Here is a 19,956-nt window from a genome sequence, read left to right as displayed (position 1 = left end):
CAGGATTGCTGAAGCATGCGACTGCCCGAGCCCCCACCTCCCCCTTGAGGGGAGGTGAAGCCGCCCTTTGAGGGTGCCCTGCAAGAAATCGTCACCCTCCCCCTTGACCCTCCCATGATGGGAAGGTCCATGTAAGGTGGCGGAGGTGACCGCTATGAATATGCAGTCCAGGCCCGATGGGGCCAAGAATACGAACCAGACGATCCTTTTGCCCGTCGAGGGCATGACCTGCGCATCTTGTGTGCGACGGGTTGAGAAGGCTGCGGCATCCGTGCCGGGCGTCGCCGAAAGTACGGTAAATTTTGCGACCGAGACGCTGAGCGTCACGACGGCTGCCGGGTTTTCGGCAAGCGCCTTGCTGGCCGCGATCGACAAGGCCGGTTACGAGGCCAAGGCCGAAACGCTGGTGCTCGAGGTCGAGGACATGACCTGTGCCTCTTGCGTCTCAAGGGTCGAGAAGGCGCTGAAATCCGTGCCGTCGGTCGAGACGGCGAGCGTTAATCTGGCGACAGGCGAGGCGATGGTGAAGGTGCTGGGCGGCGTTCAGGCGCTGCCGGCCCTCGCCGCTGCCGTCACCAAGGTCGGCTATGTCGTCCGTCTGTCGGGCGATGCGGACACCGCTTCTTCCGAGGGCGGTGCCGCTGCCGCTGACCTCAACCCGCTGCAAGGGGCAACGGACGACGGCGGCAAAAAAGGCGTTGCGGCAGCTGCTGTGCCGAACCATCGGGCGGGTTCGGCAAGGGCGGCCGTCGATGGCCGCGAGGCGCGGCGCGAGAAGGAAATATCAGGGCTCAAGCGTGATTTCCTGATTGCCTTCGTGCTCACCCTGCCGCTCTTTGTCGTCGAAATGGGCGCGCATATCTATCCGCCGCTGCATCATGTCCTGATGGATGTTTTCCCCGGCAACTCGCTGTATCTGCTGCAATTTGCACTGGCGACGGCGGTGCTCGTTGGTCCCGGCCGGCGCTTTTATGTGAAGGGCATTCCGGCGCTCTTGCGGCTCGCACCCGACATGAACGCGCTGGTCGCTATCGGCACCGGGGCCGCCTATCTTTATTCGCTGGTGACGACTTTTGCGCCAGGCCTGCTGCCGGTGGATACGCGGCATGTCTATTATGAAGCCGCAACCGTCATCGTCTCGCTGATCCTGCTCGGGCGGCTGCTCGAGGCCCGGGCCAAGGGCCGCACGGGGGCAGCCATCCGCAAGCTGGCGGGGCTGCAGGCGAAGACAGCCCGGGTCGAGCGCGGCGGCGCGACGCGCGACGTGGCGCTCTCCGACGTGAAACTCGGTGATGTCGTAGTGGTCAGGCCCGGCGAGCGCATTCCGGTCGATGGCCGGGTGATCGATGGCGCAAGCGCCGTCGACGAAGCGATGATCTCGGGCGAGCCGATCCCGGTCGAAAAGGGCGTTGGTGCCACCGTCATCGGCGGTACGGTCAACGGCTCCGGCTCCTTCCGCTTCGAGGCAACGGGCGTTGGCGCCGACATGATGCTGTCGCGCATCATCCGGATGGTGCAGGAAGCGCAAGGGGCAAAGCTGCCGATCCAGAAGCTGGTCGATGAAGTGACGGCCTGGTTCGTGCCTGTCGTGATCGGCATTGCCGTCGTGACCTTCCTGATCTGGCTGCTCCTCGGCCCGGACCCGGCCTATACGCATGGTCTGGTGGCGGCTGTCGCCGTACTCATCATCGCCTGCCCCTGTGCCATGGGGCTCGCGACGCCGACGTCGATCATGGTCGGCACGGGGAGAGCCGCCGAACTCGGCGTGCTCTTCCGCAAAGGCGAGGCGCTGCAGGGCCTTTCTGCCATCGACTGGGTGGTCATGGACAAGACCGGAACGATCACGGCGGGCAAGCCTGAGGTGAGCGAGATCGTGACGGCAGAGGGCTTTGACGAGGCCGAGGTGCTCAGGCTAACCGCAAGCCTCGAGGCGCGCTCGGAACATCCGCTGGCAGATGCGATTGTGCGCGCGGCGGAGACGCGGGGGATTGCGTTGGCTTCCGTGGACAATGTCGAGGCCGTGGCAGGGTTTGGCGTCACCGGAATGGTCGAGGGCCGGCGGGTTGCTGCGGGTGCGGATCGCTTCATGGTGAAGCTAGGGGTGCTGCTGGAATCTCTCCCCAACGAGGGGGGAGGTGCTGTCTCTGCCGCCAGCCTCCAGGCCGCCGTAACCCGTCTCGCCGACGAAGGCGCAAGCCCGCTCTATGTCGCCATCGACGGCAAGCTCGCAGCAGCCATTGCGGTTGCCGACCCGATCAAACCGACGAGTACAGAGGCAATTGCGGCGCTGAAGGCCCGTGGCCTGAAGCTGATGATGGTGACGGGCGATAACCGGCGCACGGCGGAAGCCGTGGCGAAAAAGGCCGGGATTGATGCTGTTGTCGCCGAAGTGCTGCCGGAGGGAAAGGTGAGCGCGATCAAGGCGCTGCAGGCGAAAGGTGAGGCGGTTGCCTTTGTCGGCGACGGCATCAATGACGCGCCGGCGCTCGCTACTGCCGATGTCGGGATTGCGATTGGTACCGGCACGGATGTCGCGATCGAAAGCGCCGATGTGGTGCTGGTCAGCGGCGATCTGATGGGCGCGCTGCATGCGATCGAGCTGTCTGACCGGGTGATGGGCAATATCCGCCAAAACCTCTTCTGGGCCTTTGGCTACAATGTGGCGCTCATCCCGGTCGCGGCCGGGCTGCTCTATCCGCTGTCAGGCGTGACCTTCTCGCCGATGCTGGGCGCGGCGGCCATGGGGCTGTCGAGCGTGTTTGTGTTGACCAATGCGTTGAGGTTGAGGACGGCGAAGGTGACGGAAACCATCTCCCCCCTTGCGGGGGGAAAGCAGAATCGAGGGCTTAGCCCAGTCAGGGCTAAACCTCAGATTTTGCAAGAGAGGGGCCCAGTGAGGCTGGTGCCGGCGGAACCTTGCCCCTCTCCAGGGAAATCTGAAGTTTAGGTGGCTTGCGCTCACCTAAGCCTTCGATTTTCCGTCCTCCCCCGCATGGGGGGAGGTAGGGTCAACCACGGAGAAACGACCATGACGATGAACATCGGCGAAGCCTCGCATGCCTCGGGCGTGTCGGCCAAGATGATCCGTTACTATGAGGAGATAGGGCTGATTGCACCGGCGGGGCGGACGGCCTCGAATTACCGGGTCTATGACGCCGACAGTGTCAATCGGCTGCGTTTCGTGCGGCGGTCCCGAAAGCTCGGCTTTTCGCTTGAGGAGACCGAGCGGCTGCTGAAGCTCTGGGATGACAAGGCGCGGGCCAGTGCCGAGGTGAAGGCGCTCGCGCTTCATCATGTCGAGGAGCTGGAGACGAAGATCGCCGAGATGCAGGCGATGCGCGACACGCTCTACCATCTTGCCGAACGCTGCCAGGGCAATGACCGGCCCAACTGCCCGATCCTCGCCGATCTCGAAGGCAGGCCGCTGCGGCAAAAGACCGCCGACGAGAAGACGGGTGGCGACTGTTGCGGGGATTGACCTTGCCCCTGTGGGAAGGCTGACAATGACAATCACAAGGCCGGAGATGCCGGCCAAGACGAGGAAGGATAACACCATGATCGGACAGACGGTTTTCAAGATCGAGGACATGACCTGCGGCCATTGCGAAAAGACCGTGGTCAAGGCGCTGGCGGATGTGCTGCCGGGCAAGGCCGTGACGATCGATCTCGCCGCCCGCAAGGCCTTTGTCGAGGGTGACGCGGTGCTGGCCGAGCAGGCGATCCGCGAGGCGGGTTATACGCCGGTGCGGGAAGGGTGAGTGGGGTAGGCAGTAGCCAGTAGGGAGCTGGAGTTCGTCCGCCGCGAAGGGCGAAGAATTTGCAGGTGTCCCACGCTGCTGGGGAATCAATCCAATCTCGCTACCTACTGCCTCCCTTGCAATCTCCACGAACCTCAATATATATGAACTATCGTATATATATTTGGAGACACCGCCATGAGCAAGGATTACATCGCCATCACCCGGGACATCTCGAGCGGGATCAAGACCCTGCGCAAGGATATTCCCGATGTGATGTCAGGCTTTTCGGCCATGGCTGGCGCGGCGACGAAGGATGGCGCGCTGTCGAAGAAGGTGAAGGAACTCGTAGCGCTCGGCATTGCCATTTCCACCCGCTGCGACGGCTGCATCGGCTTTCACACGGAGGCGCTGATCAAGCTCGGCACCACCAAGGCGGAATTCGAGGAGACGCTGGGGCTGGCGGTCTATATGGGCGGCGGACCCTCGCTGATGTATGCGGGCGATGCCATGATGGCCTGGGAGCAGTTCGGCGGGCCCGACGCCTGACGAGTCCTTAAAAGGGTGCTCCCGTCACGACTTCGCGGGGGCTTCCGGCCGGCGCGGCCGGCCCTCCAATTTCCCCTGAAATTCTGCGGTATCTGCGCATTTGCGCCACCTAAATTAGCGAAATATTCGTAAGCCTGGCTGATGATTGTTCCCCAGAGCTGCTGTGGGGCAGCCGGACAGGGAAAGACAGGAATTGAGTGACGCGGATGTGGGCGCCGCACCTTCGGGTGCAAGGAGCCGGCTGGACTGGCTGTTGCGGATGCCGCCCGAAGTGGAACGCGCCGAGGAGCGCGATTTCGGCGGCGAGCGGATCAAGCACCTGCGCCACGCGATCATCGTCGGCCTGATCGTCTACAACATCTACAACCTGACCAGCCTTTACCTGATGGCGGACATCCAGCCCTTCACGGTGGCGATGCGGCTTTTCGTTCTGGTCCCGGGATCGCTGGCGATCTTCTATCTCGTGCCGCGCCTGCCGCCGGCCTTTCGCGAACTGTTGCTGCTGCAGGGCATGTTCGTCGCAAGCCTTTTGCCGCTTTACCTGCTCTACATCTCGCAATCGGCCTATGCGAGCTACACGCTGGGCGAACTGCCGCTGGTACTGCTCTTCGGCAACATGCTGCTGGTGCTGCGCTATCGCTGGGCTCTGGTCTTCACCAGCGTCACCTGTCTGGCGGCGCTCTGGGTCATCTATAACAAGCCGGGGCTGGACGAGAACCTTATCTTTCCGCTCACCGTGCAGGTGGTGACCGGGCTCTTCTTCACGCTCTACGGCAACTGGCATGTGGAGCGACAGCGCTGTCTGACCTATCTCGCCCGCTATGACGCGCAAAACCGCGCCGACCGGGCCGAGCGCCGCGGCGCGGCCTTGCGCGACCTGACGCTGACCGACATGCTGACCGGCATTCCGAACCGCCGCCATCTCGACGAGACGCTGGAGACCTGGTTTTCCGAGCGCGAGGAGGTGCTGCTGCTGATGGTCGATGTCGACCACTTCAAGGCCTTCAACGACCGCTTCGGCCATGTCGCCGGCGACGACTGCCTGCGCCGGATCGCCTCTGCCCTCTCCACCTTCGCCGCCCGCCACGACGGCTTTGCCGCGCGCTATGGCGGCGAGGAATTCACGCTGCTGTTCGCCGTCGACGCGAAGACCGGCGGGGCCTTTCTCGCCGACCGCCTGGTGCGCAGCGTGCGCGACCTTGCCATTCCCCATCCCGCCCGCGTCGATGGCCTCAGCCATGTCACTGTTTCTGTCGGCTATGCCGGCACGGGGGAGGGTGATCTGCGCAACCCGCGCGATCTGGTCACACGGGCGGATCTCGCGCTGTATGAGGCGAAGAGTGCGGGGCGGAACCGGTCTAAGGCGGGGTGAGCGGGGTTGTGCTTTGGGCTTAATGCACCTAGGACTTTCGTAGTCTATAGGGGTTTTGTATGCAGCGGATCAGTCTTACGTGGATAATCGAAAGCATCGGACCAATCGAGCGCCTCGGAGAACTTCGGGCAGAAAGTTCGGTTGGATCCGCTCGATACCTGCTGTTTAGCGCAAAAACTGCTCTGAGTAACTTAGTTCAGAATTCGGTTTATTCGCCGTTTGTAAAAATATCTCGTCATAGCGCGGCAGCATTAGAAATCGCTATCGATGAACTTTTTGACAAGACTGTCAAAGAGGAGTCCTACCAATTTCAAGATTTTGAGATTTGGTCGGTCACCGAAGCGGCAAACCGGTTCAAGATGATTCTGTTGTCGGAGTTGGCCACATTCCCCACGTTCCTAGTCTCCGCGAAAGATACGTATGACGTTGATAAACTGATCGAGAACGGTGGGAGTTTGTTCCCGTTGGATACTTGGACAAAAGTTCCGGAAGCCTTTGAAGATGCACAAGAGGCGGGTCGTTGTTTAGCATTTGAGCGTTTCACAGCTTGCGGATTTCACACGTTTCGGGTTGTTGAGGCAGTGGTGCGGCGATACTGGGACTCCGTGGCTGGTGAACAAGTACGCCCATTTCCCGAAACGATCGGGAACATCGCTGCGAAAATGGCTGCATCTCAAGTTGGCGATGAAAAGGTATGGGAAACGTTGAAGCAGATCGCGAAGCTTCACCGAAACCCGATTGCACATCCAGAAGTGCTTCTTGATGCCAATGAAGCCATTTCGATGCTCGGGATCTCTAGGAGCGCAGTCACAGCGATGCTCGCGAGTATACCGGTGCAAGCGCTGACCACCACAAACTCAGTCTCGCTGGCTGAAATAGGAAAATAATCCTTGACACCGTGACGGTCATTCGCTAGGGTTTTGACATGATCGGAAAGCTGTGGCCGCAAGGGTTGAGGCGCTTCCGGTGAAGGTTTGGAGAGGGTCCGCTGTGCGGGCCCTTTTTCGTTTCGGAGGGCGCCATGCTGGACGGGGATCGACGGGGGGATCTGGACGAGGCGCTGCCTGAGGTCATCGAGGTGAAGGCGGCGGGGGCGGGCGAGCTGGATGCGCTGCTCAACGAATTCACCGCCGAGATGCGCGCCCAGTTCGACCTCTTTCGCCGCTTGCGGGCGGGTGCTGAGGCGGTGCTCGACGGGGCCGACGAGGCGCTGTCCAAGCAGGCGCGCGCCGATATCAAGGCAGCGACCGATGCGATTGCGCTGATCGTCCGCACGCTGGAAAAGATCGATGCGCTCTTGCGCCAGCTGGAGCGCGACCGTGTGGATGCCGAGGAGCGGGCGCTGGAGGCGCGCGATCCGGAGGCGCTGCGCGGTGAGGTCGAAGCGCTGATTGCAGCCCGGGTCGAGGCTGGGGTGGCTGAGCGGCTGGATGCGGCGGTGGCGGTGCGGATGGCGGAGGTTGGGGGACTCGCCGATGGGCGGGGGCCGCCGTGAGGGAGGCTTTGGGTTGATCGCTTTTCGCTAGGTCATGTTGATGGATTGCCAACTGAACGGATCCCCTCACCAACAAAATCTGAGGTTTAGCCCTGATCGGGCTAAGCCCTCGATTTTGTAACCTCTCCCACAGAGGGGAGAGGTGTCGACGCGGCTGGTCTCGCGCTCCCTCTTCCCCCCTCTGTGGGGGAGAAAGCGAAATCGAAGGCTTGAGGTCAGCGCAAGCCGCCTAAACTTCAGATTTCGCAAGTCAGGGGATCGGTTCTGTTGCCACACGGCCAGCCGATGCTTCCAGGAGACTGCCGATGACGCCGAAATCCCAGGGCAGGCTGGAGCGGGATCGGACGGCGAAAGCGCAGACATCGGCGCTCGGCATTGTTGGAGATCTGAACCACGGGCTGGGCGGGATCGCGGACGGCATCCGCAGGTCGAAAGCGCTGAAGGGCGCGATCACCGAGGCTACGGCGCCTGAAACCCGGGCACGGGCAGGATTGATGGTCCCGGTCGGAGCGCACGGAGGTGTGCAGCTTGGACAGGAGCGGGGGCGGCTCAATCTCTCGCAACTCACGCTCTCCGAACTTGCCTTTCTCGCCCGCGACTGGAGGCTTCTGGCACGGCGCGAGCAACTTCCGCCTGAAGGAGACTGGCTGAGCTGGCTGATCCTCGGCGGTCGTGGATCGGGCAAGACGCGGGCTGGTGCCGAATGGGTGCAGGCACAGGTGCTGGCGGCGGGACGGCGGACGGATTTGCGGATTGCGCTGGTGGCGGAAACGCTGGGCGATGCGCGTGAGGTGATGATCGACGGGGCCTCGGGGCTTTCGCGGATTGCGCGGCGCATGCGGCCGGAGGTGGAGATTTCGAGGCGCCGGCTGGTCTGGCCGAACGGGGCGATCGCGCAGATCTTCTCCTCGGAAGATCCCGAAAGCCTGCGCGGGCCGCAGTTTCATCTCGCCTGGTGCGACGAGCTCGCCAAATGGAAACATGCCGACGAGACCTATGACATGCTGCAGTTTGCGCTGCGGCTGGGCGATGATCCGCGCCAGGTGGTGACGACGACGCCACGGCCGGTGCCGCTGTTGAAGCGGCTGATGGCGGATGAGGGGACGGTGCTGACGCGCATGGCGACTTCGGCCAATGCGGCGCATCTGGCGCCGGGGTTTTTGGGCGCGCTTCAGGCCCGCTATGGGGGGACAAGGCTCGGGCGGCAGGAACTGGACGGCGAGCTGATCGAGGACCGGGCGGATGGCCTGTGGAAGCGCGCACGGCTCGACGAGATCGTGGTGAAACTGGCGGAACCCTTGCGCCGCATCGTGGTGGCTGTCGATCCGCCGGCGGGTGGCGTTTCGGCTTGCTGCGGCATTGTCGTCGCGGGGCTGAAGGAAAATGGCCAGGCGGTGGTGCTCTCGGATTGTTCGGTTGACGGCGCCGGCCCGGCGGGCTGGGCGCGGGCGGTAGTTTCCGCCTACAGGCGTTTCGAGGCAGACCGGGTGGTGGCCGAGGTGAACCAGGGCGGCGACATGGTGCGCGCGGTGCTGGAAGGCATCGAGGCGCGGCTGCCGGTGACGACGGTCAGGGCGACACGCGGCAAGTTTTTGCGCGCCGAGCCGGTCGCGGCCTTGTACGAGCAGGGCCGGGTTCTGCATGCGGGGCGGTTTGTCGAGCTGGAGGACCAGATGTGTGACTTCGGCCCGGAGGGACTGTCGAACGGGCGCTCGCCGGACCGGCTCGATGCGCTGGTCTGGGCGCTGACAGCGCTGATGCTGGAGGGCGGCGGCGAGCCGAGGATCCGGGGGGTGTGAGGTGGGTCTCAGTTGGACGGATCGGCGGAATGGCGATGACCACTGAACTGATCCTGTCGGGAAGGTGCCCACTGAACCAATCCCCTCACTTGCGAAATCTGAAGTTTAGGCGGCTTGCGCTCGCCTAAGCCTTCGATTTCGCTTTCTCCCCCACAGAGGGGGAGAGGGAGTGCGCGGTTGCGGCATCGTCCCCTCTCCCCTCTGTGGGAGAGGTTACAAAATCAAGGGCTTAGCCCGATGAGGGCTAAACCTCAGATTTTGTTGGTGAGGGGATCGGTTCCGTTGGCACAATCACTCCCCACCGTTTCGCAGTTCCGACAGAATATGCCGGCAGAGGTCGTCGATATGCTCCAGCACCTCATCGTTCCAGAAGCGCAGGATGCGGAAGCCTTCGGCGCGGAAGAGGGCGTCGCGGTGGATGTCCCGAGTATTGTCGCCGTGTTGGCCACCGTCGACTTCGATAATCAACTTTGCTTCGAAGCAGACGAAATCGAGGATGTAGCCACGAAGCGGGACCTGGCGGCGGAATTTTGCGCCGGCGAGTTGGCGATCACGCAGCGCGCGCCAGAGGCGGGCTTCCGGGGTGGTCGGGTCGGCGCGCATCTGGCGTGCCCGGGTTCGGGCGAGGGGTTTGGGTTCGTGGCGCATGGGATTGGCCTGTTGGATTGGGGCAGTATGCGCTTGTGGGTTGTGGTGGCAAGATCTCTTCGTTCGTGGCAACTGAACAGGGTTCCGCCGGGAAGGTGCCCACTGAACGGATCCCCTCTCCTGGAAAATCTGAAGTTTAGGCGGCTTACGCTCGCCTAAGCCTTCGATTTTTCGTTCTCCCCCGCAAGGGGGGAGATATGAACGTCGAATGCCATCATCCCCCCAAACAAAAAAACCGGCGCCCTTTCGGACGCCGGTTGATCATGCAATGCGGTGGATCGGTTTACTTGGCCTGACCGGGCTGCTCGGCCGGCTGGCGGACCTGGCGCCATTCGTTTTCGAGGCGCTGCAGGACATGGGCCGGGATCGTTGCCGGGGCGGCGGTCTTGGTCGAAGTGGTCGTCTGCATGTCTTCCCTCCTCATGTTGGAAGTATCGGCTTCCAAAACGTCTTCATGGGCGGAAAGTTCCACACTGTTAAGGCTTTGTAAATGTGAACGGAACGCGGTCTAAACGATTGAAATTTCTTCAATCGTTTTAGTTCTGAAGTTTTTTTGAGCCCGACCCGGCGCTAGGACGGGCGCAAGGCGGCACCCCCTCCCGAAATCGAGGATCTCACCATGCGGATCGACCGGCGAATCGTCTTCGCGGGGCTGCGCAATGCCGTGTTCGGCGGCCGGCTGACCCAGGGGCAGGTGGAGGGTGTGGAGGCGGTGCTGACGCGCTTTTCGGCGCGCGGCTGGGCCGATCCGCGCTGGCTCGCCTATATGCTGGCAACCGCGCACCACGAGACCGGTGGCACCATGCAGGCGGTGCGCGAGACGTTTGCTGCGACCGATGAGGATGCGGTGGCAAGGTTGGAGCGGGCCTGGCGGGCGGGCAAGCTGCCGACGGTGTCGACGCCCTATTGGCGGCGCGACGAGCAGGGGCACAGCTATTATGGCCGGGGGCTGGTGCAGATCACGCATCGCGAGAACTATGCAAAGATGAGCCGGGTGACCGGGCTCGATCTCGTGGGGCAGCCGGACCTTGCTCTCCGGCTCGATGTCGCGGCAACCATTCTCGTCGTCGGCATGACCGAGGGGCTGTTTTCCGGTGCCAAGCTCTCCGATCATTTCTACGGCGCGAAAGCGGACTGGACGGGGGCGCGCAAAATCGTCAACGGGCGGGACCGGGCGGCGAAGATCGCAGTGACGGCCAGAACCTTCGATGCGGCGATCCGGGCCGGGCTTATGGTGTGAGCGAAGCGTCGATGCGGCCGCATGGCCGATTGAGCGGGGGCCTGCGCGATGCTATCGGCTTTTGCGCTGCAACAGGTTTAAAGGGTGCCCCATGATCCGCCACATCGTCTTCTTCACGGTGAGCCCCGAGAATGTCGAGGCAGTCAGGGCAGGGCTGTCCATCCTCACCGAGATCCCAAGCGCGACGCGGCTGGAGATCGGCACGAATATGAAGACGGATGGCTTTCACCGCAGCATCGACCTCGTCGTCTATGGTGAGTTCGAAGACGAGAGGGCGCTTGCCGCCTACAAGGCGCATCCGCTATATGAAGAGAGTATCCGGCGGGTGAAGCCGCTGCGCGAGGAGCGGTTTGCGGCGGATTATGTGGTGGAAGAGGCGGTGCGGGAGAGGCTGTGAGGACGATCACAGCTGCTGCAAGCGTAGCTCCAGTTCCCACGCAAGCTCTGCAGGATCCACGTCGGTGACGATCAGATCCTCGATCTGCAGTTTCAAGCTTTCCTGGTCGGCAGCCGTCAGGTTCAGCTTATAGCCGTTGATGGCGATGAAATATCGGCCCGCGAGCCAGGCTGTTCGCTTGTTGGCCTGTTCGAAGGCGTGGGCTTTGCCGATCGCTTGAATATGGGCGCTGGCGAGCCAGGATAGCGAGGAGATCTGCAGATAGTCAGCTTGGAAGCGCGGCCTGTTGAGGGCGCCTTCCAAAGCGGCGACATCCCGCACGAAATGATGTTCTGGTGTGTCCTGCAGAAGCCGGCGATTGATCGCGATCACATCATGCAATGTGATCCAGGCCGGCTCGCTCACTTGGCAAGATGGTCCAGGATGATCTTGTCAGTGACGAGCAATTCCGCAACGAAGTCGTCGACTTCAGGAGGATTGGACACCGGCTTGGCCGCTTTTCCGAGTTGTGCGCCGGACATGGCAGCAGGCTCCGCCCCGGCGGCGCCGGGTCTGGCATCGATCTTGTTGGTTTTCGAGCGCGGGGTCATGGCAGAAAGATAGCGTAGCTTCGGGTGTATTGCCAGATGTGCTTAGCCGAGGTGGTATTCGAGCGATCCCGCTGCGGCACGAGACACGCGCCGCAGCGGGACCAATCCTCTCAGGTCTGCTTCTGCTCGACTTTGCCGACTTCAGCGGCATGGCCCTGAAGTGCCGCCATCGCCTCAGGCCAGCTGCGCGCATCGATGTCGAGCGCAGTTCTCAGCCAGGCGAGCGTCAGGCGCTGGGTGACGGCGAGGCGGTCGGGATCTTCGTCGTCGGTTTCCTTGGCGTCGTATCCGGCAATGCCGCCGAGGCCGTGTTTGCCGCCGAAGAGCGTGAGCAAGGCTTCAGCGCCGGGGGCGTGGCGATACGGATCGACATGCCAGTCGGCGCCGCGCGGTGTCAGATGCGGATTGTCGTCGGCGTCGCCGGCGACGACCAGCGTGCGGGTGGTGAGCGTCGAGAAATCCGGGTTGAGCGTGGTGTAATTCTTACGGGCGTGATCGCTGAGGCTGTCGCCGCCGAGGCCGGGGGCGGCGAGAAGCACGCCGGCCTTGATGCGCGGCTCTGGATGGCGGACGCGGGTGATGGCGGGGTCGGCGGTGTCGGTGAGGCCGGCGCCGAGCAGCATGCCGACGGTTTGGCCGCCGAGCGAATGGCCGATCGCCGCGATGCGGTCATGGTCGAGCCGTCCCGCGAGCATGGGGGCTGCCTCTTCGATGGCCGCCAAACTGTCGAGGATCAGCGTCATGTCGTCGAGGCGCGATTGCCAGAAGAAGGGATAGCCGGGCGCATCCGGACCGAGGCCCGCGACCTTGGAATTGGCATGGGTCGGCTGGATGACGACGAAGCCATGGGCGGCGTAGAAATCGACAAGCGGGCCGTAACCATCCTTCGAGGGGATGTAGAGTGAGGGGCCGTGGCCATGCGAGAGCAGGATGATCGGCAGATGGTCGCCGGACATCGGCGCGGTGACGCGCAGCTCAAGCGGACGGCCGCGGTCTGGCGCGGGCAGGGTGATCGGGTTGATGGTGATGGTGGTTTGCGGCGCTGGCGTCGGGATGGCGCGGGCTTTGGTGATGAGATCGTTCATGGAAGGAGCCTCCGGGCTCTGGATTTTAACGGGCGATCGGGTTAGGGATTAATCGGAACACTGTTCCGAATGCTGGATGGATATACGGAACAACGTTCCGATTAGCAAGGGCTGCGCGGATTTTGGCGTGCGGCAGGAGAATGCGCATGGGCGATGACGCTGAAAACCACGGGGATCACGAGGCGCAGGCAGGCACGCCGCGGGTGCGCGCCGATGCGCGACGCAACGAGGATGCGCTGCTGGGGGCGGCCAAGGCGATCTTTGCGGAAAGCGGCGTCGATGCGCCGGCGCGCGAGATCGCAAGCCGCGCCGGTGTCGGTGTGGGCACGCTCTATCGGCGTTTTCCCAGCCGTGCGGATCTGGTGATCGCTGTCTTCAAGCGCGAGGTGGACGCCTGCACGGCGGAGGCGGCGGTGCTCGCATCAGGGCATCCGCCGGGCGAGGCGCTGGCGCTCTGGCTGCGCCGTTTCACGAAGTTCATTGCCGCCAAGCGCGGGCTGGCGCAGGCGCTGCATTCCGGCGATCCGGCTTTTCAGGCGCTGCCGGATTATTTCCGTCAGAATTTCGAGCCGGCTTTGACACGACTGCTCGACGCGGCCGTTGAGGCAGGCGTGGTGCGAGCCGGCATCGAGCCCTACGAACTGCTGCGGGCGATCGGCAATCTCTCGGCGATCAAGGGGGCGGAGCCGGAGGGCGAGACGCCTGTCATGGTCGAGCTGCTGATCGATGGCTTGCGCTTCGGCGCGGGCAAGGCCGTTTCTGGCTGAAGCGGCCAGATCAATTTGAGACTGTGCGCAGACGAGACCCGGGCCGACCTTTGAAGGCGGCCCGATCCGCTTTTCATTCCTGTCGAGGAACAGATCCCATGAAATTCCCCTTTCGTCTGCCCTGGGCTGATGCCCGGGATCGAACCCCCTGGCGCGAAGAAAAGGCGCTGCATCCTCGGCCCGGAACGGCGCTGGCGCTGATTGCGGGGGAGGGCGAGGCGCGGTGGACGGGGCGGTCCTATGCGGCGCTGGCGCGGGAGGGGTTCATGAAGAACCCGGTGGCGCATCGCTGCGTGCGGCTGGTCTCCGAAGCCGCCGCCAGCATTGCCTTCCTCGCGTATCAGGCGGCGGTCGAGCGGCCGGAGCATCCGGCGCTGGCGCTGCTATCGCGGCCGAACGGCGCCATGACGGGGGCTGATTTTCTTGAAACGCTGTACGGACAGCTGCTGCTCTCGGGCAATGCCTATGTCGAGGCGGTGGCGCCCGGCGGGCGCAGTTCGGAACGGGCGGCGGAGCTGCATCTTTTGCGGCCGGACCGGGTGAGCGTGGTGACCGGGGCGGACGGCTGGCCGTCTGCCTATGATTATCGCGCCGGGACCAAAGCAAGGCGGATCGCGCTCGATGCGTTGTTGCATCTGAAGCTGTTTCATCCGCTCGACGATCACGAGGGCTTTGCGCCGCTCGCGGCAGCGCAGGTGGCGCTTGATCTGCACAATGCGGCGGGGCGCTGGAACAAGGCGCTGCTCGACAATTCGGCAAGGCCTTCCGGCGCACTGGTCTATCAGCCGAAGGAGGGCGGCAATCTCTCCGCCGACCAGTATCAGCGGCTGAAGGTCGAGCTCGACGAAGGCTATTCCGGCCCGATGCGGGCGGGGCGGCCATTGCTGCTGGAGGGCGGGCTCGACTGGAAGTCGATGGGGCTGTCGCCCAAGGACATGGATTTCGTCGAGGCGAAGAATGGAGCTGCCCGCGACATCGCGCTCGCCTTTGGCGTGCCGCCGATGTTGCTCGGCATTCCCGGCGACAACACCTATGCCAACTACCAGGAAGCCAACCGCGCCTTCTATCGCCTGACCGTGCTGCCGCTGGTGACGCGCACGGGGGCGTCGCTGTCGGTGTTTCTCGGAGAGTTGACCGGCGAGGCGCTGAGGCTGGTGCCGGATCTCGACACGGTGGCAGGACTGGCCGCCGAGCGGGATGTGCTCTGGGCGCGGGTGGGGGCGGCGGCGTTCTTGACGGATGAGGAGAAGCGGGAGGCGGTGGGGTATTGAGGGGCGTGTTGTGCCCACAGCACCGATCCCCTCACCAACAAAATCTGAGGTTTAGCCCTGATCGGGCTAAGCCCTCGATTTTGTAACCTCTCCCACAAAGGGGAGAGGGGACGGCGCCGCTGGCCTTCCGCTCCCTCTCCCCCCACTGTGGGGGAGAAAGCGAAATCGAAGGCTTAGGCGAGCGCAAGCCGCCTAAACTTCAGATTTCGCAAGTGAGGAGATCAGTTCCGTTGGCAATTCCCCCCAGCATCACACGGATGCCAGTTACAGATGTCCGCACTAGGATGCTTGCTAGACAGATACGGACACCCGCCTATGGATACCCAGCCCCACCTCCCACCCGGTGCCGGTCTCATCCGCGACTGGATCACCCCTGGGCAGGAAGTCGCGCTTGCCGCCTTCCTGAATGCCGGTGACTGGAGCAGTGAGCTGAAGCGCCGCGTGCGGCATTTCGGTTATCGTTATGACTACCGGGCGAGGAGCGCGACGCGGGATAGCCGGATCGGGCCGCTGCCGGAGGTGCTGCAGGGATTGGCGGAGCGGCTGGTGGTGGAGAGGCTTTTTGCCGCCGTGCCGGACCAGGTGATCGCCAACGAGTATCTCCCCGGCCAGGGGATCAGTGCGCATGTCGATTGCGAGCCGTGTTTCGGCGACGTGGTGGCTTCGCTCAGTTTGCTGTCTGGCTGCGAGATGCGGTTTGCTTGCCTTGAAAGCGGAGAGACACGGGCGGTGATGTTGCCGCCGCGCTCGCTGCTGGTGCTCGCCGGACCGGCGCGGAGCAACTGGACGCCTGCGATCCCGGCGCGGCGGTCGGATGTGATCGACGGCGTGCGGGTGATGCGCGGACGGCGGGTGTCGCTGACGTTCCGGACTTTGCGGTTTTAATGGCCTGCCCCGGACCTTTCGATCCGGGACAGAGGGATGCCATCAAGCAAGACAATCGCAGACCAATCAGTCCTTGCCGTCCTCGCCCGTCGAGGGCGCTGGCGCGAGCAACATTGGCGCGACAGCCAGCTGGCGGCTGATCGCAGCGATCGCGGATCGACGCCGGGCATGCAGCCTGTGGCCGAGATCGGTCATGGTGGCTTCGAGTTTGATGTCGCAGGCCGCAGCATCTGAGCGGCCGTAGAAGAGGTAGGCGAGCGTGATCGACAGGGTCGCCATCAGGCCGGCGGCGATCAGCACGTCGGACAGGAAATGCGCGCCGAATGCGATGCGGTTGAGGGCGGTCAAGGCCGCAAACAGGCTGAGCAGCACGAAGACGCAGCGGCGCCAGACAACAGGCACGAAGAAGGCGAGAGGGATGAGGCAGACGACGACCGCGGCCTCGCCGGAGACGAAGGATCGATCATCGAAGAAATCGCCGCCGAGACCCCATGCGTGAACGAACAGATCCTGGCCGCCAAATTCGACGGTGCTGCGCGGGCGCGGGCGATCGAAGAAGGGCTTGAAGATGCCGTTCACCAGCAGTGCCGGGCCGAGCAGGAAGAGGCTGGCGAAATAGAGCGTGAAGCGCGGCGGAAAGAGCGACGGGCGCGACGGATAGATCAGTTTCAGCACCAGGCCGAAGACGAGCACGATGGTGAGCGTCAGCGGGAAATACTGTCCGAAGGCGCGGAAGGTGTTGAGCGCGGTGATCTTGCTCGCCGGGAAGCCTTCGCCCTCGACATAGAAGAGCCGGCTGAGCGCGATGTCGATCTGCGGAAACGAGACGAAAACGGCAGACAAAGTCAGCGTCACCAGGAGCGACAGAAGAAGCGGCTTCTCCTCGACGCTGCCGCGCGGCGCGCGAGACAGATCAGATACATAGGTCATGAAAATCCCCCGAAGTTCACCCGGGGTCACTAAAGCCGTCTTCTGTGAAGCCCTGATGACCCTGTCCCTTAACGGCGTGCTTTCGTGCGATCGGAAGCGGCGGCGCTGTGGATGGACGCGACGATGAGCGCGTCAATGGAGGCGCGCAGAAGCTGAATCAGGATCGGAACATCGGCTGCCAACCGATTCAGAGGATTCGACAATCGCCGTCCGCTTCATGTGGGACGTGAAGAGCTGAAGATTGAGGGCAAGCGGCGCCGGCCGCAGCCTTTTGGGCGGGATCGTTCCGGCCGGCGCTCGACCAAAAGCTAATCGCGAAAGATGAACAAATGACTGATTTCGGACACGACGGCGGAGTGACATCCGCGCGCCTGATCGGCGCTGTCGCGGGCTCGGCGATCTCGCTCGTCTACCTGCTTCCCAAACATCGCCGCGAGGCGGCGGTGCGCTTACTGACCGGGCTCGCCTGCGGGCTGATTTTCGGCGGGCCGACGGGTGTCTGGGGGGCGGGGCAGCTGGGTCTCGAGGGCCGGTTGTCGCCGGCGGAGATCATGCTGGCGGGTGCGACGCTCGCCTCGTTCACCGCCTGGTGGGGGCTCGGCGTGCTGGTGCGGCTGACGGGGCGGGCGGGAGACAAGGTGGGTGGGTGACCGCTGCGCAAGCAGGGACCTCAAAGGATCCCCTGCGGATGCAAAGGGTGGCCTGGACCCTTCGAGGCCCTCGCCTTGCGAGGGCACCTCAGGGTGAGGGGCTAAGGGCGGAGCGGTGAGGCGTCTAAATCGCAGCCTGAGCTTCGCTCCCCCTCATCCGGCGCTTTCGCGCCACCTTCTCCCCGCTGGGGGAGAAGAGGGAGAGAGCCGCCGCCGGCCCCTGACCGCTGAGACATTATCAACATCACGAGGAGACGAGCCATGCAGGCTTTGGAAACGGCAGGTGCGCCGCGGTTTTGCTATGCGGGGCTGACGCTGAAGGGGGTGGCCGGCGACGGGCGGTTTTCGGGTTATGCGAGCCTGTTCGGCGAGGTGGATCTAGGCCGCGATGCAATCGAGCCCGGAGCCTTTTCCGCGTCGCTCGGCAAACGCGGGGCAAGCGGTGTGCGCATGCTTTTTCAGCACGATCCGGCCGAGGTGATCGGCCGCTGGACCGTGATCCGCGAGGACGAGCGGGGGCTTTATGTCGAGGGCAAGCTTGCAACCGATGTGGCCCGTGCCCGCGAGGTGCATGCGCTGATGAAGGCGGGGGCACTCGATGGTCTCTCGATCGGATTTCGGGCGGTGAAGACCAGGAGCGACCGCAAGACCGGGGTGCGACGCATCCTGGAGGCCGATCTCTGGGAGATCTCGGTGGTGACCTTTCCCATGCTGCCGACGGCCAGGGTCTCCAACGTCAAGCACAGGCGGTTTTACCGCGACAGGGAAACCGAGCTCGTCCGGCTGATGCGCCGTGCGGCCCGGTCGATGGCGAACAATCACTTCACGAAAGGATGAGCGACATGGAAGACGCGATGATGGCAGGCGAGGGCAGGACGGATGCGGCCGGGCGCGGGGCGTCTGCCCCAGGCGGGCGGATGGATAAGAGGACAGGCGGCGGTGCTGCGGCCAAGCCCGCACCCGAGGTGAAGGCGGCACCCGACACAGTGACCTCGGCCTTCGCCGAATTCATGACCGCCTTCGAGGCTTTCAAGGAGGCCAATGACGAGCGGCTGGGCGAGATCGAGGAGAAGCTGATCAGCGATGTCGTGACCCGCGACAAGGTGGAGCGGATCAACAAGGCGATCGACGAACAGAGCCGGCTTCTGGACGAACTCGTGCTGAAGAAGCGCCGCCCGGCTTTGGAACGGTCCGGTCGCGACGAGGCGGGGCTTGCCGAACACAAGGCGGCCTTCGAGGCCTATGTGCGCCGGGGTGATGATCAGGCGCTGCGCGATCTCGACCAGAAGGCACTGTCGGCGGGTGTCTCCGGCGATGGCGGTTATCTCGTGCCGCCGCAGGTGGACGAGGAGATCGGCCGCAGGCTCAGGGTCATCTCGCCGATCCGATCGCTCGCGACCGTGCGGCAGGTGTCGGGTTCTGTGCTGAAGAAGCCTTTCGCCGCGAGCGGCTTTGCGAGCGGCTGGGTGGCGGAGACGGCGGCGCGGACCCAGACCGGCACGCCGGAACTGGCCGAACTCGCCTTCCCGACGATGGAGCTCTATGCCATGCCGGCGGCGACGCAGGCGCTGCTCGACGATGCCGCCGTCGACATCGAGGCCTGGATTGCAGCCGAAGTCGATATCGCCTTTGCCGAACAGGAGGGCGAAGCCTTCGTGTCGGGTGACGGCGTGCTGAAGCCGAAGGGGTTTCTGTCCTACGACCAGGTGGATGACGGCGCCTGGGAATGGGGCAAAATCGGCACTGTTGCCACCGGGGCGGCCGGGGCCTTTGCGGCAAGCGGGGCGTCCGATGTGCTGATCAACGTGGTCTATGCGCTCAAGGCCGGACATCGGCAGAACGGCACATTCGTGATGAGCCGCCGCAGCCAGGGTGCGGTGCGCAAGCTGAAGGATGCCGACGGCAACTATCTCTGGGCACCGCCGGCACGGGCCGGTGGTCCCGCCTCGCTGATGGGTTTTCCGGTGGCGGAATCCGAGGACATGCCTGACATCGCGGCCAATGCGACGGCGATCGCCTTTGGTGATTTCCGGGCGGGTTATCTGGTGGTCGACCGTGTTGGCGTGCGGGTTCTGCGCGATCCCTATTCGGCCAAGCCGTATGTGCTGTTCTACACGACGAAACGTGTCGGTGGCGGCGTGCAGGACTTCGAGGCGATCAAGCTGGTGAAGTTTGGGGTGTGACCCTGTCCCTCTCCCCTTTGTGGGAGAGGATACAAAATCGAGGGCTTGAGAGCGATCAGGGCTAAACCTCAGATTTTGTTGGTGAGGGGATCAGTTATGGTGGCACTCTGAGCGGATCCTTCGGTGCAGGGCCGCCAGGGCGTCTGTTATCTCTTGCCAACGGAACCGATCCCCTCACCAGGAAAATCTGAAGTTTAGGCGGCTTGCGCTCGCCTAAGCCTTCGATTTTCCGTCCTCCCCCACGCGGGGGGAGGTGGGCACCCGACAGCACTTCGGTTCCCTCATGCTGAGGCGGGTGCGGAGCGCCCTTCGAAGCATCCATTTCAACTCTTCAGGGTGGCCTCGCCCTTGAGGCCAG

At 63.6% G+C, this 19,956-nt stretch carries 21 protein-coding genes; 16 read left to right on the top strand and 5 right to left on the bottom strand.

From position 1 onward, the window contains the following. Positions 1-154 precede the first annotated feature (154 nt). From C0V73_RS19035 to C0V73_RS19000, 8 genes are all read left to right on the top strand, one after another. Positions 155-2,947 carry a heavy metal translocating P-type ATPase gene (locus C0V73_RS19035; RefSeq protein WP_102021570.1) on the top strand — a complete coding sequence of 931 codons (2,793 nt, stop codon included), beginning with the start codon at positions 155-157 and terminating at the stop codon, positions 2,945-2,947. A gap of 87 nt (positions 2,948-3,034) precedes the next feature. Further along, positions 3,035-3,478 carry a Cu(I)-responsive transcriptional regulator gene (gene cueR / locus C0V73_RS19030; RefSeq protein ID WP_102021728.1) on the top strand — a complete coding sequence of 148 codons (444 nt, stop codon included), beginning with the start codon at positions 3,035-3,037 and terminating at the stop codon, positions 3,476-3,478. A gap of 79 nt (positions 3,479-3,557) precedes the next feature. Further along, the gene (locus C0V73_RS19025; protein ID WP_102021727.1) at positions 3,558-3,758 is read left to right on the top strand and encodes a heavy-metal-associated domain-containing protein; all 201 of its coding nucleotides are present in this window, start codon (positions 3,558-3,560) and stop codon (positions 3,756-3,758) included. Between the two features lie 177 nt (positions 3,759-3,935). Next, positions 3,936-4,286 carry a carboxymuconolactone decarboxylase family protein gene (locus C0V73_RS19020; protein WP_102021569.1) on the top strand — a complete coding sequence of 117 codons (351 nt, stop codon included), beginning with the start codon at positions 3,936-3,938 and terminating at the stop codon, positions 4,284-4,286. Between the two features lie 193 nt (positions 4,287-4,479). Continuing rightward, on the top strand, positions 4,480-5,658 hold the full coding sequence (locus C0V73_RS19015; protein ID WP_245408027.1) for a GGDEF domain-containing protein: 1,179 nt from the start codon (positions 4,480-4,482) through the stop codon (positions 5,656-5,658). A 59-nt stretch (positions 5,659-5,717) separates the two neighbouring features. Further along, positions 5,718-6,545, top strand: a complete 828-nt coding sequence (locus C0V73_RS19010; protein WP_102021567.1) for a hypothetical protein — start codon at positions 5,718-5,720, stop codon at positions 6,543-6,545. A gap of 134 nt (positions 6,546-6,679) precedes the next feature. Next, positions 6,680-7,153 carry a hypothetical protein gene (locus C0V73_RS19005; RefSeq protein ID WP_102021566.1) on the top strand — a complete coding sequence of 158 codons (474 nt, stop codon included), beginning with the start codon at positions 6,680-6,682 and terminating at the stop codon, positions 7,151-7,153. 494 nt (positions 7,154-7,647) lie between these two features. Further along, positions 7,648-8,952 carry a terminase family protein gene (locus C0V73_RS19000; protein WP_172450241.1) on the top strand — a complete coding sequence of 435 codons (1,305 nt, stop codon included), beginning with the start codon at positions 7,648-7,650 and terminating at the stop codon, positions 8,950-8,952. Between the two features lie 291 nt (positions 8,953-9,243). Here the strand turns inward: C0V73_RS19000 and C0V73_RS18995 are convergent, their stop codons facing one another. Then, positions 9,244-9,600: an endonuclease domain-containing protein gene (locus tag C0V73_RS18995; RefSeq protein ID WP_102021565.1), complete on the bottom strand. Its 357-nt coding sequence runs from the start codon at positions 9,598-9,600 to the stop codon at positions 9,244-9,246. A 283-nt stretch (positions 9,601-9,883) separates the two neighbouring features. Continuing rightward, positions 9,884-10,009, bottom strand: a complete 126-nt coding sequence (locus C0V73_RS23410) for a hypothetical protein (protein ID WP_280951015.1) — start codon at positions 10,007-10,009, stop codon at positions 9,884-9,886. Positions 10,010-10,219: 210 nt separating this feature from the next. Between C0V73_RS23410 and C0V73_RS18990 the strand changes: the two genes are divergently transcribed. Further along, the gene (locus C0V73_RS18990; RefSeq protein ID WP_172450230.1) at positions 10,220-10,840 is read left to right on the top strand and encodes a glycoside hydrolase family 19 protein; all 621 of its coding nucleotides are present in this window, start codon (positions 10,220-10,222) and stop codon (positions 10,838-10,840) included. Positions 10,841-10,931: 91 nt separating this feature from the next. Then, positions 10,932-11,237, top strand: coding sequence for a Dabb family protein (locus C0V73_RS18985; RefSeq protein ID WP_102021564.1), 306 nt, complete (start codon positions 10,932-10,934; stop codon positions 11,235-11,237). A gap of 6 nt (positions 11,238-11,243) precedes the next feature. Here the strand turns inward: C0V73_RS18985 and C0V73_RS18980 are convergent, their stop codons facing one another. Then, positions 11,244-11,642 carry a Fic family protein gene (locus C0V73_RS18980; protein WP_102021563.1) on the bottom strand — a complete coding sequence of 133 codons (399 nt, stop codon included), beginning with the start codon at positions 11,640-11,642 and terminating at the stop codon, positions 11,244-11,246. Between the two features lie 295 nt (positions 11,643-11,937). Further along, a complete protein-coding gene (locus C0V73_RS18970) occupies positions 11,938-12,912 on the bottom strand; it encodes a chlorophyllase (protein ID WP_102021561.1) in 975 nt (324 codons plus the stop codon). Positions 12,913-13,058: 146 nt separating this feature from the next. On the opposite strand from C0V73_RS18970, the gene C0V73_RS18965 reads away from it, so the two are divergent. The 3 genes from C0V73_RS18965 to C0V73_RS18955 all read left to right on the top strand — a co-directional run bounded on the left by C0V73_RS18965 (position 13,059) and on the right by C0V73_RS18955 (position 15,835). Continuing rightward, entirely contained in the window at positions 13,059-13,679 is a 621-nt protein-coding gene (locus C0V73_RS18965; protein WP_102021560.1) for a TetR/AcrR family transcriptional regulator, read from the top strand. Between the two features lie 98 nt (positions 13,680-13,777). Continuing rightward, positions 13,778-14,950, top strand: a complete 1,173-nt coding sequence (locus C0V73_RS18960; protein WP_172450229.1) for a phage portal protein — start codon at positions 13,778-13,780, stop codon at positions 14,948-14,950. 315 nt (positions 14,951-15,265) lie between these two features. After that, positions 15,266-15,835 (top strand): alpha-ketoglutarate-dependent dioxygenase AlkB, encoded by a 570-nt coding sequence (locus tag C0V73_RS18955; protein ID WP_102021559.1) that lies wholly within the window; start codon positions 15,266-15,268, stop codon positions 15,833-15,835. Between the two features lie 66 nt (positions 15,836-15,901). On the opposite strand, the gene C0V73_RS18950 is transcribed toward C0V73_RS18955, so the two are convergent. After that, positions 15,902-16,765, bottom strand: coding sequence for a phosphatase PAP2 family protein (locus tag C0V73_RS18950; protein ID WP_102021558.1), 864 nt, complete (start codon positions 16,763-16,765; stop codon positions 15,902-15,904). A gap of 329 nt (positions 16,766-17,094) precedes the next feature. Between C0V73_RS18950 and C0V73_RS18945 the strand changes: the two genes are divergently transcribed. The 3 genes from C0V73_RS18945 to C0V73_RS18935 all read left to right on the top strand — a co-directional run bounded on the left by C0V73_RS18945 (position 17,095) and on the right by C0V73_RS18935 (position 19,598). Next, complete coding sequence (locus C0V73_RS18945; RefSeq protein ID WP_102021557.1) at positions 17,095-17,415, top strand: DUF6107 family protein; 321 nt, start codon at positions 17,095-17,097, stop codon at positions 17,413-17,415. Between the two features lie 261 nt (positions 17,416-17,676). After that, positions 17,677-18,252: an HK97 family phage prohead protease gene (locus C0V73_RS18940; RefSeq protein WP_102021556.1), complete on the top strand. Its 576-nt coding sequence runs from the start codon at positions 17,677-17,679 to the stop codon at positions 18,250-18,252. 80 nt (positions 18,253-18,332) lie between these two features. Beyond that, complete coding sequence (locus tag C0V73_RS18935; RefSeq protein ID WP_172450240.1) at positions 18,333-19,598, top strand: phage major capsid protein; 1,266 nt, start codon at positions 18,333-18,335, stop codon at positions 19,596-19,598. Positions 19,599-19,956: the final 358 nt, after the last annotated feature.

Origin of the sequence: Rhizobium sp. TH135, from assembly GCF_002855515.1 — a bacterium.
Classification (GTDB): domain Bacteria; phylum Pseudomonadota; class Alphaproteobacteria; order Rhizobiales; family Rhizobiaceae; genus Allorhizobium.
The sequence above is the reverse complement of the archived record's forward strand: the minus strand, read 5'-3'. Positions and strand labels throughout refer to the sequence as shown.

What these genes read in the sequence shown, in the direction of transcription:
- C0V73_RS19035 (WP_102021570.1), top strand. Translation starts at nt 155, where the DNA reads ATGAATATGCAGTCCAGGCCCGATGGGGCCAAGAATACGAACCAGACG.
- cueR (WP_102021728.1), top strand. Translation starts at nt 3,035, where the DNA reads ATGAACATCGGCGAAGCCTCGCATGCCTCGGGCGTGTCGGCCAAGATG.
- C0V73_RS19020 (WP_102021569.1), top strand. Translation starts at nt 3,936, where the DNA reads ATGAGCAAGGATTACATCGCCATCACCCGGGACATCTCGAGCGGGATC.
- C0V73_RS19010 (WP_102021567.1), top strand. Translation starts at nt 5,718, where the DNA reads ATGCAGCGGATCAGTCTTACGTGGATAATCGAAAGCATCGGACCAATC.
- C0V73_RS19005 (WP_102021566.1), top strand. Translation starts at nt 6,680, where the DNA reads ATGCTGGACGGGGATCGACGGGGGGATCTGGACGAGGCGCTGCCTGAG.
- C0V73_RS19000 (WP_172450241.1), top strand. Translation starts at nt 7,648, where the DNA reads ATGGTCCCGGTCGGAGCGCACGGAGGTGTGCAGCTTGGACAGGAGCGG.
- C0V73_RS18995 (WP_102021565.1), bottom strand. Translation starts at nt 9,600, where the DNA reads ATGCGCCACGAACCCAAACCCCTCGCCCGAACCCGGGCACGCCAGATG.
- C0V73_RS23410 (WP_280951015.1), bottom strand. Translation starts at nt 10,009, where the DNA reads ATGCAGACGACCACTTCGACCAAGACCGCCGCCCCGGCAACGATCCCG.
- C0V73_RS18990 (WP_172450230.1), top strand. Translation starts at nt 10,220, where the DNA reads ATGCGGATCGACCGGCGAATCGTCTTCGCGGGGCTGCGCAATGCCGTG.
- C0V73_RS18985 (WP_102021564.1), top strand. Translation starts at nt 10,932, where the DNA reads ATGATCCGCCACATCGTCTTCTTCACGGTGAGCCCCGAGAATGTCGAG.
- C0V73_RS18970 (WP_102021561.1), bottom strand. Translation starts at nt 12,912, where the DNA reads ATGAACGATCTCATCACCAAAGCCCGCGCCATCCCGACGCCAGCGCCG.
- C0V73_RS18965 (WP_102021560.1), top strand. Translation starts at nt 13,059, where the DNA reads ATGGGCGATGACGCTGAAAACCACGGGGATCACGAGGCGCAGGCAGGC.
- C0V73_RS18960 (WP_172450229.1), top strand. Translation starts at nt 13,778, where the DNA reads ATGAAATTCCCCTTTCGTCTGCCCTGGGCTGATGCCCGGGATCGAACC.
- C0V73_RS18955 (WP_102021559.1), top strand. Translation starts at nt 15,266, where the DNA reads ATGGATACCCAGCCCCACCTCCCACCCGGTGCCGGTCTCATCCGCGAC.
- C0V73_RS18950 (WP_102021558.1), bottom strand. Translation starts at nt 16,765, where the DNA reads ATGACCTATGTATCTGATCTGTCTCGCGCGCCGCGCGGCAGCGTCGAG.
- C0V73_RS18945 (WP_102021557.1), top strand. Translation starts at nt 17,095, where the DNA reads ATGACTGATTTCGGACACGACGGCGGAGTGACATCCGCGCGCCTGATC.
- C0V73_RS18940 (WP_102021556.1), top strand. Translation starts at nt 17,677, where the DNA reads ATGCAGGCTTTGGAAACGGCAGGTGCGCCGCGGTTTTGCTATGCGGGG.
- C0V73_RS18935 (WP_172450240.1), top strand. Translation starts at nt 18,333, where the DNA reads ATGGATAAGAGGACAGGCGGCGGTGCTGCGGCCAAGCCCGCACCCGAG.